Here is a 14,384-nt window from a genome sequence, read left to right as displayed (position 1 = left end):
TGGTGGTGGCGATAAAATTGGTTCGCAGTTGGTTGCTGCGACATATAATGCGGGCGAAGGACCGGGCGTCTGGATTGTGGCCGATGGTGGTTACAGACTTTATCATAACGGAGCGCTTCTGGCCGAAGATAACCAGGCGGGCCGTGTGCGTTTTATCCCGATGACGTTCTTGCCGGGCGAAAATGCTATCTCGGTCGTGGGCGTGAATGGCGCTGGTGCTCCCGGTGTAATGGTGCAAATTGATGATCTCGACAAGTCGTATTATTCCGGTTCCGGCTGGAAATCGAAACCGACTGTGGGGAATGCTTCGTGGAAAAATAAGGGCCGCGATCTATCGCAGTGGGGCGGTGCAACGACGCTTAGCTATGCAAATAACAAACTTCCGAGTGGCGGCACTTTGAATGGCTTTGCCGCAAATACGCAGGCCAAGTGGATTTGGACGAGCGATGAATCTGACTCGACGGCGGTTTTGCTTTATACGTTCTATGTGAAGGCTGAAGGTTTTGGTGCGTCGACGACGGGCGGCGATGCTGGAAAAATTGTAGTCGCAAGCGACTCGGCGAGTATCCGCAAGTACTTGCAAAGTAACGATGCCGTGACGATTCTTGTTCCCGAAGGAACTTATGACTTTAGGCAATTCCGCAACGCTGTTACCGAGGCAAAGAAAAAGAGCCGCACTTGGTGCAAGACTACTTGCACGGAGAAAAATCGCGTGACAGGCAAGACGAATACGTTCTACCGCATCACTTTCAAGGCGAACAGCTGCAGCGATTTGACGGAAGCGGGAGTGCAGATTGTGCAGGAAAGCGAAAACCTGCAACAGTGGGAAAATTGGATTACCACGAAGTCCAACAAAAGCTTAATCGGCATGGGCCGTGGTGCGAATTTGCGCGGTGCCGCCATTGCCGTGCGTAGCAACGAAGGCTCTGGCAACCATATTTACCGCAACCTTGCCATTTACGATGTGAACCCGCATTTGATTGAAGGCGGCGATGGCTTGGAAACAGTCGGAACAGCTTCAAAACATGTCGATAAGTTTTGGGCAGACCATATCAGCTACAAGTGGATTAGCGATGGCATGGATATGGAATTTGTTGACAATGCGACGATTAGTTATTTGGACTTTGACGGAGCCAACGAATACAATTGCTGGGGCACGGACCCTTACATGGCTCTTGTCGAAGACGCTCATTTAACTTATGCGAACAACTATTGGCATAACACTTACGGTCGCGTTCCCAAGGTGACAGGCGAAAACAACGGCTCGCAAGTTCATTTGTACAACCAATATGTAGATTACAACCGATTCTTTGTGGCGGGGGCAAACGGTCATAGTGCAAGTGCAAAGGCTTATGTGCGCTACGAAAATAGCTACATCGATAACGGGCAGGGTTATCTCGCCGAATGGGGCGATTACGGCTATGTCTATTTTAGCGGAGTCTCGTTCGGGAACGGCACCAAGCAACAGCATCGTTACAATGGAATGGTCAAGAGCGGAATCCCGACGGCAGAAACATTCAATCCGAGTTATTCCTTTGAAAAGCGAACTGTCGCAAATCTCCCCAAAGAAATCCCGAGCCTTTCGGGTGTAGGCGGTCGTTACGGCAAAATGCCGGAGTACAACCAGGGCTTTGGCCAAAGCAACAAGGCGGCAAGCGTTTCGCTGACTGCTCCAGCGGCTGGTGCTAAATTCAAAACAGGCGAGTCTGTAACTTTGAAGGCCGATGCTAAGGATAACGATGGAACGGTCAAGAGTGTCGCTTTCTATGTCGGCAATACGTTGGTCGGAACATCTACAGCAGCTCCGTATCAGGTGACAGCGAAGGATCTTGAAGCGGGAACACATTCTGCAGTGGCGGTGGTGACGGATAATTCCGGTCTCACTTGGATGAGCGAATCTGTGACATTTACCGTGGATGGCGCGGCAGAGTCTTCTTCGAGTGAAACAGTCTCATCGTCGAGCTCTGTTGAAGGTCCCGTGGAATCGTCCTCTTCCTCTGTCATCCCCGGCTTGACCGGGGATCTCCAGTCGTCGTCTAATGCCTCAACGGGTCTCGCGCCTCGTTCCGTGCGGATCGCGACGGAAGCGGAAGCTGGATTTTACCGCATTTTCGACATGCAAGGCCGTCCGCTGTCCACATCCCTCCAGAAACCCTCAAAAATGCCGGGTATGCGCGTTATTGTTGTTGAATATTCCAAGATGGGCTCCGTGAAGCGCCGCTACATCCAGTAGCGGAGAATTGATAGCGATGATTCAATAACGATCGCCTTAGCCGACAACTGCATTTTCGTTTTTCGAAATTCTTATATATATTGATAACAATGAAGTTCTGCAAAAACATAATGGCTGCATCGGCCTCCCTGACGCTTGCTGCAATGGCGGCATTTGTAGCTGCGTTCTGCGGATGTTCTTCCGGCAACCAGGTGGCTGGCAACAGTGCCGAGACGGGTTCTCCAGAACTCGCCGGTATTTTGCTTTTAGAAGGGGGCAATCCTGCCGCTTATGCACGCGTTCAATGCGTGCCGCAGAACTTTGATGCCAAGGCTGGCAATGTGTTGCCTACTGCTTTTACGACCGAAGCGAATGCCGATGGAGCCTACAGCCTGAATTCTATCCCTACCGGGACTTATGCGGTCGAGGCTTATCACGAAGAATCGGGCAAACGCCTTCTAGTGCAAAACGTCAAAGTTTCAGAAGACGAACTCCTTGCTGTAAACGATACCTTGCGTGAACCGGGATTCGTAAAATTTGAATACGTGCGCGATCTTGAAGAGGGAGCGATAGGGGTTGCTACCGTTTTGGGGACGACGATACATAGAAATGTCGTTGTTCACGGACAGACTTTTGTTATCGATAGCTTGCCTGCTGGTAAACTTGATTTGCAAGTGTTCTTTAATGAAGATTTGGGCGAAAAGCCTTGGATGCAAGGTCCTATTGATGTCGTTCCTGGCGATACCGAGACGATTCTTTTGACGAGATCAATTCCTGATGAACCCGACATTGTAATTCCGCATGATTCCGTATCTCTTACATTTGTGGCGCCGCTTGCACTCCCTGAAGGGGCCGATACGCTGAATTCCGTGGTGACCGATATTCCGATAGCGTTTCGCCTGACGAAGGATAACTGCGATTTCAATTCGATCATGTATGCTGATTACGGCCGTTGGGAAGCCGTGCGTATTTCGAAAGATGGAACCCGCAGCAAAAAACTTCCGATAACGTTTACTTCTTATCGTTATTTAAAGGACCCTAAATTCGTGCTTTGGGTTCGTGTGGATTCCTTGAACGTGGGCGATTCCTTGGAAGTGACTTATGACGGCCTGGGAAATTTCGTTTATGCCCTAGATGTGTTCCCGACAAACCGCAGTTATTCGCTGGTGTGGCATTTCGGCAATCCTCTTTCTCCCATGACTGATTATTCTGAATATGGGTATTTTGACGGGGAAATTCTTGGTAACATCGGAGTGAATGCTATGATTGACGGCGTAGTGGGTGGCGGTGTAAGGATGGATACCTCGGGAGCCTTCTACGTCAGGAATTCTGCGGAACCCGATACTTTGTATAAGGTGAACTTGTCGTATGGCGGTGACGAATATTTCTGTTTCTCGGTGTGGTTACAGCTCGATGCGCTCGACAAGGAACAGACCTTTGTGAAAAAGTTAGACGAATACATGTTGCGGTATGTTCCCGAACAGGGCTTTGTCGTTGATCTCAGGGCGACCGATTCGGCAACCTATAAATATTCCTGGTCGTCGGGTACTTCGGGTATCAAGGCGGGAGAATGGATTTATTTGGCGTTTAGTCGTCATGTGAATTCGCAAACCGTTTTTTATGTGAACGACAATAAGATTGAATCTGAACCGGAACGAGTTGCCTGGGAAGATGAACGCGCCATGCGTGAGTTCAGGGTGGGAGGCTTTACAGGCAAAATTGACGAACTGATGCTCGGTGGTTGCTTCCGCGACGAAACTTGGACGCGGCTGACTTACCTGAATCAAAAGCCTACGGATTACTGGCCGGTACTGAAGTTGCGTGAATGACAAAAACCCGCTGAAAGGCGGGCTTTGTGCATTTCAGGCTTGTTTCTGCTAAATTGAATCCATCCCTTCGAATACGATATCGTCTATTTGCAGGTAGGTGCCGCTGTTCGCGAATATGGTGAAGAATCCTACTTCGGTTGAAATTTCTTTGAATCGGACTTGGTAGCTGTTGCTTTCTAGAATTTCTTCGCCGGGGCGGAATACGACTTCGCGCCATTCTTCGGTGGCCTTGGATTTCCACAATGCTTTGCGGAACATGTTGTCGCCGATTTCTTTGTAGTGTTCTAGAGCTACGGAAAATTCGCCGTCGCCGCGAACTTTGATGCGGATGGCGGTTAGCTGAGAGAGGTCGTAATAGCCCGTGTCAAGGCCGAGGTGCGTGCCGAGCAGCACGTAGTCGGAATCGGTAATGTTGTAGCGAATCGAAAGATGCTTGCCGTTGCTGCTGTTTTCGAGGGCGCCTTTGAAACCGGATGCACTATCCGGGCTTACGAATTTTGCGTTTCCGATGGCGGAAAAATACCACCCGTAGTTTGGATAAACTTTAGCAATGTTGTTCAGACTATCGCCGTCGTCGAAGTCTTCGAATACGAATTCGCGGGAGATTCCTGGGACTCGGAAAATGGTGTCGGCGGAAGTTCCTGTTTCGAGCGTGACGGATGCAATGAGCGAATCTCCAGCAACGACGTTGAATAAGCCCGCGGGCACGTGGGCGAATGTGTATTCGCTTCCGTTGCGGAGTGCAGCGTAAGGGGTTGAATCGAGCGAGATGGCTTCGTAAAGCTTTGCGTAGTCGGCTTCTGCGGTGCCGGTGCGTACGGTAAGGCTAGCCGAGGGCAAAAGCGAAATTTCTGTTTTGTTCGTATCGAGTGCTGTCCACGACATCAGCGAGGAATCTTTGCCGGCAATCCCTTCGACAAACGTTTTGGTGGCGAGTACGCTGTCGAGCGTTTCGGCGTTCAATGCGAATTGCGCGATGCCTGCGGTGTCGGATTCTGCGGTTCCCAGCACGGACATGTTTTCTTTGGAATAAAGCTTGACGCGAGCGTGTGCGATTGGCGTGCGTGATGCATCAACAACGGTGAGCGCGATTCCGTTCGTGGTCTCGCTTGTCGCTCCGGCAGAATTTGAATCGGAGCATGCCCAGATAAAAGGGGCCAAAAGTGTTGCTGTCAAAAGTCGTTTCATCGTCAATCTTTTTTCTTCATCATCGGGAACAACTGAAAATTTAATTGATAAACGCTGTCGCAAATGGGGGAGGGCATGGAATTTGCCACGTTTACGATGGCTTTTCGTGCTTCGGCGAGGATGTCTCGGATTTTCTGGATTTGCGTGGAATCCAGTGCCATGGTGAGCGTGCTGATGTCGCGTTCCTCTTTCGGGGTTTCGGCTATGGAGCGGTGGGCGAGTTCGGCAATGTTTTTTTGGTATTCGCTGATGGAGGCACTCAGCCAATGTTCTTTTGTCTTGATGTGGGCATCGGTCGGGACTATGCGTCCGTCTTTTCGCGGTTTTGCAAGGCCGAGTTGCAGCAGTGCATCGACTGCGTTTTCCACTTGATTAGCGGTAAGCTTGGGAATGCATGAATCCCCAAGGGCATCTGCGTGTTCCGGGCCTCGGTAGTCGAATACGTCGAGTGCGGAGCGAATCATGGGGTAGTACCACTGCTGGAAATAGCGGTAGCGTGCTTCGTCGAGTTCGCGGCAAGCCGCAGGCCGCATTTTTTGGAGCGCTTCGAAGTGGTTGCGTACTTGTTCATCCGTTTTGGCTTTGCCGTAGGCGACCAATTCGTTAAAATATTCCGCCTTGCCTTCTTTGAAACGGAAAAATTGCACGAATGCTTCGATGCTTTTCGAGGAAATGTGTCGCTTGCCTTGCAAAATCTTGACCAGCAGACTTGCGTCGATATTGACTGCGGCGGCGAAAACCCTATAACTGAACGTTGGGTCGAGGGATTTTTCCAATTCGTAAAAATCCTGCAAGAATTTGCGGTAATCGGAATATTCGTAGATGTTGATTTTGTTTCTGGCAAACATGAGATTTTTGTCCACGCATGGATGAAAAAAAGAATGCAAAATGTTAGTGAATACAGGTATTGATGGATTATGATGAATTTGAAATTTTTTCGAAAATGAATTTAAATGGTGCTGAAAATGTCAACACTGATGGTAGAGCGTACAGACCGAGTTTCACGAAATTAGGGTTTCGGTTACTTTACAAATTCTTTCGAACTTTGTATATTTGTGCTGAATCGGGGGTACTCTGGTTTGCTTCGAATAACGCTACTCGCGTTTAATCGACGGGTCTCAACCAGAACACCCCCGGTGCAGGCACCGGGGGTGCTCTGGTTTGCCAAAATTTCTGCTACTCGCAGTAATTTTGCCCTTCGGGTCTTTCGAACGCATGCGTTCTCAAGAGCTTAAATGCTCGCTAGCTCGCATTTAATCGACAGGCCTGTCTCAACCGAGCACCCTTGTGTAGAACACAAGGGGGTGCTCTGGTTTCGACAGGGTTACCGAAGTGTTAGTTGCAAGCCGAGGTCTCAGACGAGGGCAACTCGTAAAAAAGTCTGAAAAAAAATAAGTGCTGACGAAAACTACGCACTCGCTGCCTAATTAACGGCAACGCCGGGCCTCATTCCGCTCCCATCGGGGTGTACGTCCGGACGCAATATGGGATAGGGTAGTGTCATGCCTGGGGACGCCTCCCGAGATTTACTAGGCTGGCCAAACTCCGCGCCGACCTTCTTGGGCGTGGATAAGGCAAGATCTTAAATGCGAAGGGAACGCTTGTAGGAACGTGCATGGACGTGATTTTGGACAGGAGTTCGACTCTCCTCACCTCCAGAAAATAAAAGAGACTCACTTAGTGAGTCTCTTTTTGTTTTTACATGCTCCGCACGGCTCTTTTCCGCTGTTTTTGCATTTTTATTATCCTTATATCGTTAAAAAAAATTATACTTCTTATCATAAGAAGTGAGTTAAAAGGAGTTGCGATATATGGAAAAGCTAAAACGTATTGGCAAATTCTTGATCGATCATAAGCCTGTTTTCATAGTTATTCTAGGGTGCTTTTTCTTACTGTCACCACCTTTTTACCCTGAATTTAAGCTCTTGTACGTCCTTAGTGCATGGCTTTGGCCGTTTCTCTTTTTGTATTACGCCCATTGCAGTAAAAAGAGTTATGCGCAGGCGATCGTGTTTATATTCCTGACTCTAGGCTTGAGCATTCGTTTCTCTGGCGTTCTAGGTTCGAATCTTGATGGAGCCGGAGGGCTTTTGATCGTTTTTGCGGCATGCGTTTTCTGGGTCCCGTTTGCGTGGGATTCCGCATTTTGCAATCAAATCAGCTCGTTTGTCTATACGCTTGTTTTCCCAGCTCTTTACTGCACGATGAACTTGATTCTTTCTGCGTGCAACGTGCTTCCGATTTGCAATTTGGCTTACGCTCAATACGACAACAAACCGCTATTGCAGCTTGCTTCCGTTATTGGTGAATTTGGTATCACCTTCTTGATTGCGTGGGCAGCTTCGGTGGCTGTATTCGTTATAGATCATTGGAAAAAGCCCAAAGGCAAACGTGTGGGGTTGATTGCCTTGTCTGTTCTTTTGCTGCTGCATGTCGGGGGCGCTATCCGTTATGCGATGTGGGAAGATGATGGAAATTCTATAAAAATTGCACAGGCGATAGGTCCTAAGCTTGATTTGGACAAGGATGAACTGCTGGAACTTCCTTTTGATAAGAATGTGCAGGCTTTAGAAACGAACGTCATTGGCGCATTTGAAAAGGGTGCCGGAATCCTTGCGTTTAGCGAAGAAGCGTTTACGATTGAGGATGTCGAAGAAGCCAACTTTATGGATCATGCTAAAATGTTGGCGAGAAAATTTTCGCTCCCGATGCTTTTGACGCTTGAAATTGCCGATTTGGATAACAATCATGATGGTCGTTGGATAAACAAGGCTGTGCTCATCGACCAGGATGGCGGTATCTCAGCAGAATACCTCAAACACAATGCGATTCCTGTAGCTGAATCCAATACCCTCGTCCTTGGCGAAAGCGCTATTCCTATGGTGAATTTGGCTGTTGGAAATGATCGTTACAATGTTTCTTTTGTTATTTGTTACGATGGAAATTTCTCGGACTTTGTTCTTGGCATGGAACCTGAAACACAAGTCTATTTCAATCCGTCTTGGGATTGGGAATCTATCAATGATTTCCATTATCGGACCATTGGTGTTCGTTCGGTTGAAATGGGCGTCAATCTTGTCATGACGACGAATGATGGTTTTTCGCTTGTTAGCAATCCGGTGGGCAAGGAACTTTTCCGTGACCGGATTGATAAGGCCGGACTTAATCATGTTACGATTACGGACGTTCCGACAAAGGGCGTTGAAACGATTTACTCAAAAATTGGAGTGGTTCTTAACTTTATTTATCCCGTGCTTTCGATGTTCTTCATCGCCTTTGGTGAACGTCGTGGCTGGCGTCGTAAAATGAGGTTGAAAAAATTGGAGCAGATGCGCGCTGCTGCCGAAACGTAATTTGTTCTAGGTTTGGAGGACCTATGGATTGTCGAATTTTGCTTCGCTTTGTCGGTGTTCAAGAAGATTTGGATGCTTTGTGGTCCGAATTCATGGAACGTTTTCCCGAGGCGGAGTTGCCCAGTGTTGATTCGGGCGAATGGTATTCCGTCGAAGATTATATGACCGACGAGTACGAATGCCGTTTCGAAGAACTGCCGGAATCGGAGCTCTTGGCTGTCGATGGCAGTTTTGTCGTGGAGAATGAACCTCCTGAGGATATCCTTACGGAACTTTTGGAGAAGTATGAACGTGTCTATGCGGTGTTCAAGTGGTCCACGATGGATGTGGGGATTGGTTGTGGTACAAGCGAAGGCTGGGGCGAGTTCATCGAAGACCGTGCCGATGACGGTTCCGACGAGGCCAACGAAATCTCTGAAGCCGTTCTAGGATTCTAACCAAGTAGTATAGCAAACGACTTTAAAGTTTTCCTATTAATGTCTGTCATGCCGGACTCCGTTCCGGCATCTGTTCTCGCATTTTCCACTCTTGTCTATAGTTTAACAAATCTGGCTTATTGTCATCCTGGAGCCGAAGGCGATAGGAACCATTATTTCTTGAATAACATTTGCGAAAGAATTCATGCTTTTGGATTCTATCGGTCGGTTAACCCCTCCCTCCAGAATGACATTGCATCCCGTGCCCATACCCCATACCTTCACTGGATCCTTCCGCCGTTAGCGTCAGGATGACGCCTCGCGCGCTTTCAACTGCCTACTAACCACCAACCACTAACCACCAACCACTAACCACCAACCACTAACCACTTTTTTCTACATTTACAGCCCATAGTTCAACCGCAGGTTTGCCCTGCGATTCTAGAGGATATTTATGAAAATTGCTGAAAAAAACGTTGTCCAGATGCATTACACCCTCAAGTCCGACGAAGGCGCCGTGATTGATTCTTCGGAAGGTCGCGAACCGCTCCAGTACATTCAGGGCATGCACATGATCGTTCCGGGCCTCGAAAAGGCGATGGTCGGTCACGATGTGGGCGACAAGTTTGACGTTGTCGTGATTCCGGCTGAAGGCTACGGCGAATACGACGAACGCATGACGCAGGAAGTTCCGCTCGACGTGTTCCAAGGTGTCGAAAAAGTTGAAGAAGGCATGGCGTTCTTTGCACAGACTCCGGGTGGCCCGATGCAAATCCGCGTCAAGTCCGTTGGCGAAAAGACTGCGGTCATCGATGCGAACCATGAACTCGCTGGCAAGAACCTCAACTTTGCAATCGAAGTCGTATCCGTGCGTGAAGCGACCGAAGAAGACCTCAAGCCGTTCGAACATCATTGCTGCTGCGGTGGCCACGATGGCGAAGACCACGAATGCGAATGCGGCGGTCACGGCAACAAGGAAAACTGCGACGGCAAGGGTGGCTGCGGCTGCGAACACCACGCCGAACACCACGGATAATCGTTTGCGTTGAGTTCAGAACCTCAAAAAAAAATGTAAAAAAGACTAGGGCTGTTGTACGTCCTAGTTTTTTTTATATAATTTAAGCTAAGGAGTGTGGAAATTTTTCACTAGAGGATGCTTATATGCGTTTTGCCAAAATTTTGTCCGTGGCTGCTGTGCCAATGATTCTTCTCGCTTGCGGCGATGATAGTTCTGGGATTCCTTCCAATCCCTCTGATCCTAAAGATCCGGTGGATCAGCCGAAAGATTCCATCGTTCCGAATATTCCCGATAGCCTTTTGAAGCCTATTGAAAGAGATTTTTCGCAATTTTGGCAAGGCGAGGGGACGGCTGAAAAGCCTTTCTTGATTTCGAACGAAGAAGAGCTTTTGAAGATTGCGTTCTATGTAAACGATTCGTCCATGACTTTTAAGGACAAATTTTTCAAGCAGACGGCGAATATTTCCCTTACGAAGGCTTGGAACCCGATTGGAATTTTTGGCCAAAATGCGAATGGCTGGGGTAACCGTCCCTTTAGCGGAACATTTGATGGTGACGCTAAGATGATTTCTGGCATGAATATCACGGATACGTCTTCTTACAGCGGGTTGTTCGGGCTTGTCCGCGGTGCTCGCATTAGCAATGTTATTGTAAGCGGTGCCAAGATGAGCGTCGGTTCCATTGCTGGTGCTCTTGCGGGTTTGGCGGATTCCGTCATCATTGAAAACTGCACTGTGGAAAATGCAGAACTTAAGGGCGCGGACCGCGTAGCTGGCTTGGTTGGCGAGGCCAAATATGTTACGGTGACGAATGTTACTGTAACGGGAACCGTAAGTGGAACCAGCAATGTTGGCGGTGTTTTTGGCAGTGTGCAGAACGGAACGCTTGCAAATTTGACGAACAGGGCTACCGTGTCGGGCAAATCGACGGTGGGCGGTGTTGTCGGTGATTTGGCTAGCGTTGGTGAGGAAAGTGTTATTACAGCAGCATTCAACTACGGTGCTGTGACGGGAACAAAGGATGTCGGCGGTGTTGTCGCGAAAATGTCAACGACCAAGATGACTCAGTCGGGCAACAACGGAGCGGTGACCGCAAGCGAAAGCCAGATGGGCGCTGTTGGCGGTGTCGCTGCAGTGGTGTCGAACAAGGCCAGTGTCGATCAAGTTTTCAATACGGGTGCGGTGACTGCGACTAAAGTTCAGTCTGCAGGCGGTGTCTTTGGCAGCATGAAGAACATTGCTGCAACCAACGTGTTTAACCTAGGCGAAGTAACAGGCGATGCAGCCACGTTCAAGGGTGGACTCGTCGGAATCGTCGATGGTTCTTCTAATCTGAGTTTTGGTTACAATGCTGGCAAAGTCCCAAATGACAATAAAGCCGGAACCGTTGCTGGCCGCGTGACATCTACTGCGACGGTAAAGGATGTTTATTTTGACAAGACTGTTGGTGGCAATAGTCTTGTGGTTGCAGAAACGATGAACTCGGAACTTCCGACCGGTTTTGCAACTGAAGACATGAAGTCGTCAACGTTTGTTGCTACTTTGAATGGAACTGGTCGCGCTTGGACGATTGATCCGGCTAAGTTTGGCGGTTATCCGTCCTTTGACTGGGCCAAGTAATTTCTACATTTAAAACATGGCAAAAAAGAAAAAATTTTGGAAGTCGCCTTCTGCTGAGGCGGCTTTTCGTGGTAAAGAAGACAATCTCCGCAAGACTCTTAGCGAGATTGTAAGTGGTCAAAGCCGTTTGTTGCACCGCCCGGACGATTTGTACGAGGCGATTGCGAACGGTCTCGATGAAATCGAGAAAATCAAGGATGCCAAGGTCCAGTTGGAACTTTTGGCATGGACGTTGCGTGCCGATTTCTTGGCGTTCAAGGCGGACGATGACGAAATGGATGCGTGGAACGACTTGTTCTACGATGCGGGAACGTTCTTTGTGGAACTGGCTAAGCTATACGAAGACAAGGATTACGTTGCCGACTTGATTCACGATTTGGCTGTACGCCACGTGGGCGGGGAAGGCCGCTCTGTCGTGTTCCTTTCGCTCGAAGAATTGATGCCGGTTGAACGTGCTAAGGCCTTGATTGTGGAGCTTCTGGGCGTAATCGACGCAACGGAACTCGAAAACCGCGAAGACGTTCTCGATGCCATTTGCGATATGGCCGATTCCATCAAGGATACGGAAAATTTTGCGAAGGCCTCGCTTTACAAGGACCCGGACAAGAGCAACGCGACGCTCATCGACATTGCGAATTCTTACTTTGTCGCAGGCGATATCGCGATGGCAAAGCAGTGGCTCGGCGATGTGAAGGACCCAGGCGCCGAAGATGAAGAAGCGTTCCTCGATTTGCAGGCCGCCATTGCTGACCGCGAAGGCCGCAAAGCGGATTGCCTCAAGTTTGCGACACGTTTGTACGAATGCTTCCCGAAGGTCATGAACCTTTCGAGACTCTGCATGCTCAAGAGCGGCTCGGAACTCGACAAACTTTTGATTGACCATGTCAAGTACCGCAGCAACGCTTGCGACACGAGCTACATGATGCTCCTCGTGAACCTGCAAAAGTTCGAATTGCTGGAGCAGTATGTCAATCATTTCGAAAAGGAATTGCCGGGCCTCGACGCTGCCGAGTTGAACACCGTTTCGGACGAACTTGAACGCGTTGGCCAAACCGATCTCGCGAACCACATCCGCGAATGGACCGTCGAAGAAGCAGAAGAAGCCGAAGCATTTGACGACCGTGAATAGCGTTATTGCGGTAAGCCGGGCGTTGCGGGCTGGCGTCTGAAGCCCGCTAGAGGGGGTGATGGATGGTTCGGCAGGCTCACCAACCTTTTCTATGTCATTAGCCTGACGAAACAGAAATCAGGGGGAGACTTCCCCCACCAAACAACTTCCTACTGTTTACTCTAAGTTCTGCCAACTTTCTTTCGTCTTTGACCTTTCGCTTCGCTCAAGTTCCAAATGCTAACCTCGGTCATGTCAAAACAAGTTTTGCCGCGACTCTCGGAGGACGCATTTGTCGTCTATCCATAATCACTTTCTACTTCCTACTGTCTACTAATTACTATTTTTTATAACATGAATTCTTCTAAAAAAGTCCTTTTATACGATACAACTCTCCGCGACGGTAACCAAGACCGTAAAATAAGTCTCTCTTTAGCCGACAAGGTGCAGATTGCACGAATTTTGGACCATTTTGGATTTGACTATATTGAAGGCGGTTGGCCGAACCCCAGCAATCCGACAGACGAAGAATTTTTCAAGCTTATTAAGGATGTAAAGCTCAAGCACGCGAAGATTGCCGCTTTCGGTTCTACGCGTCGTCCAAAAATCTTGCCGGAAAACGACCCGCTTTTGCAGGCTCTCGTAAAGTCGGGTGCTCCGGTCAAGACGATTTTTGGCAAGAGCTGGGATTTGCATGTGACGGACGTTATTCGTACGACGCTCACAGAAAACCTCGACATGATTGAATCTTCGGTCGCGTACCTCAAGGAAAATTCCGAAGAGGTCATTTACGATGCGGAACATTTCTTCGATGGCTACAAGGCGAATCCGGAATACGCGATTGAAACGCTCCGTGCCGCTGAAAAGGGCAATGCCGACTGCATCGTGCTTTGCGATACGAACGGCGGAACGATGCCGTGGGAAATTGAACAGATTATAGCGGATGTGCAAAAGCATATTTCGACGCCGCTTGGCATCCACGTGCACAACGATAGCGGACTTGCCGTGGCGAACTCGATTTACGCGGTGAAGTCTGGCTGCGTGATGGTGCAGGGCGTGGTGAACGGTTACGGTGAACGTTGCGGAAACGCGAACCTCACGACGATTGCTGCTGATTTGAAGTTCAAGATGGATTGCAATTTTGCTGCTGCTAAAAAGCTGAGCCATTTGCGCCAGCTGAGTAGCAACATCGATCAGATAGTGAACTTGCCGAGCGACGTGCATGCTCCGTACGTAGGCGATGCCGCATTTGCGCACAAGGGCGGTGCTCACATTGATGGCGTGATGAAGGTCAGCCGCAGCTTTGAACATATCGACCCGCATTCCGTGGGCAACGACCGCGTGTTCGTGACAAGCGACCAGGCCGGTGGTTCTCTCGTTGTCGAAAAGCTCAAGGCCATCAAGCCGGGTATCGACAAGAAGGACCCGGTGGTGGCAAGCCTCCTCAAAGAAATCAAAGAACGCGAAAACGCTGGCTGGCATTTCGATAGTGCCGAAGCGAGCTTCAAGCTCTTGGTCTTCCGCCACTTGGGAATGGTCAAGGAACCGTTCAAGGTGCTCAACTACCGCGTGATTGAAGACAAAACGCCGCAGGGCGTTTCCGTGTCGCAGGCAACGGTCAAGCTCCAGGTGGGCGACAAG

At 49.2% G+C, this 14,384-nt stretch carries 10 protein-coding genes and 1 other RNA gene; 9 read left to right on the top strand and 2 right to left on the bottom strand.

Features of this window, described 5'->3' with window-relative positions:
* Window positions 1-2,233 (top strand): Ig-like domain-containing protein (locus tag IKG78_RS10775; RefSeq protein WP_290943237.1); only part of this gene is annotated, 2,233 nt, incomplete at its 5' end.
* Window positions 2,234-2,322: 89 nt separating this feature from the next.
* Window positions 2,323-4,041, top strand: a complete 1,719-nt coding sequence (locus tag IKG78_RS10770) for a hypothetical protein (RefSeq protein ID WP_290943235.1) — start codon at window positions 2,323-2,325, stop codon at window positions 4,039-4,041.
* Between the two features lie 48 nt (window positions 4,042-4,089).
* On the opposite strand, the gene IKG78_RS10765 is transcribed toward IKG78_RS10770, so the two are convergent.
* A complete protein-coding gene (locus IKG78_RS10765; protein WP_290943232.1) occupies window positions 4,090-5,229 on the bottom strand; it encodes a hypothetical protein in 1,140 nt (379 codons plus the stop codon).
* A 2-nt stretch (window positions 5,230-5,231) separates the two neighbouring features.
* The gene (locus IKG78_RS10760) at window positions 5,232-6,077 is read right to left on the bottom strand and encodes a TIGR02147 family protein (RefSeq protein ID WP_290943229.1); all 846 of its coding nucleotides are present in this window, start codon (window positions 6,075-6,077) and stop codon (window positions 5,232-5,234) included.
* A 452-nt stretch (window positions 6,078-6,529) separates the two neighbouring features.
* Here IKG78_RS10760 and ssrA point away from each other — a divergent pair.
* From ssrA to cimA, 7 genes are all read left to right on the top strand, one after another.
* Window positions 6,530-6,890, top strand: a transfer-messenger RNA (tmRNA) gene (gene ssrA / locus IKG78_RS10755).
* A 150-nt stretch (window positions 6,891-7,040) separates the two neighbouring features.
* Window positions 7,041-8,582 carry a nitrilase-related carbon-nitrogen hydrolase gene (locus tag IKG78_RS10750; protein ID WP_290943227.1) on the top strand — a complete coding sequence of 514 codons (1,542 nt, stop codon included), beginning with the start codon at window positions 7,041-7,043 and terminating at the stop codon, window positions 8,580-8,582.
* A 23-nt stretch (window positions 8,583-8,605) separates the two neighbouring features.
* Window positions 8,606-9,019: a hypothetical protein gene (locus IKG78_RS10745; protein WP_290943224.1), complete on the top strand. Its 414-nt coding sequence runs from the start codon at window positions 8,606-8,608 to the stop codon at window positions 9,017-9,019.
* 433 nt (window positions 9,020-9,452) lie between these two features.
* Window positions 9,453-10,034 (top strand): peptidylprolyl isomerase, encoded by a 582-nt coding sequence (locus IKG78_RS10740; protein ID WP_290943222.1) that lies wholly within the window; start codon window positions 9,453-9,455, stop codon window positions 10,032-10,034.
* Between the two features lie 125 nt (window positions 10,035-10,159).
* Window positions 10,160-11,635, top strand: a complete 1,476-nt coding sequence (locus tag IKG78_RS10735) for a hypothetical protein (protein ID WP_290943219.1) — start codon at window positions 10,160-10,162, stop codon at window positions 11,633-11,635.
* A gap of 16 nt (window positions 11,636-11,651) precedes the next feature.
* Complete coding sequence (locus IKG78_RS10730) at window positions 11,652-12,764, top strand: hypothetical protein (RefSeq protein WP_290943217.1); 1,113 nt, start codon at window positions 11,652-11,654, stop codon at window positions 12,762-12,764.
* A gap of 333 nt (window positions 12,765-13,097) precedes the next feature.
* Window positions 13,098-14,384, top strand: a 1,287-nt coding sequence (gene cimA, locus IKG78_RS10725) for a citramalate synthase (RefSeq protein WP_290943214.1), incomplete at its 3' end; no start/stop codon positions are given.

Source organism: Fibrobacter sp. (genome assembly GCF_017545445.1).
Lineage (GTDB): Bacteria > Fibrobacterota > Fibrobacteria > Fibrobacterales > Fibrobacteraceae > Fibrobacter.
The sequence above is the reverse complement of the archived record's forward strand: the minus strand, read 5'-3'. Positions and strand labels throughout refer to the sequence as shown.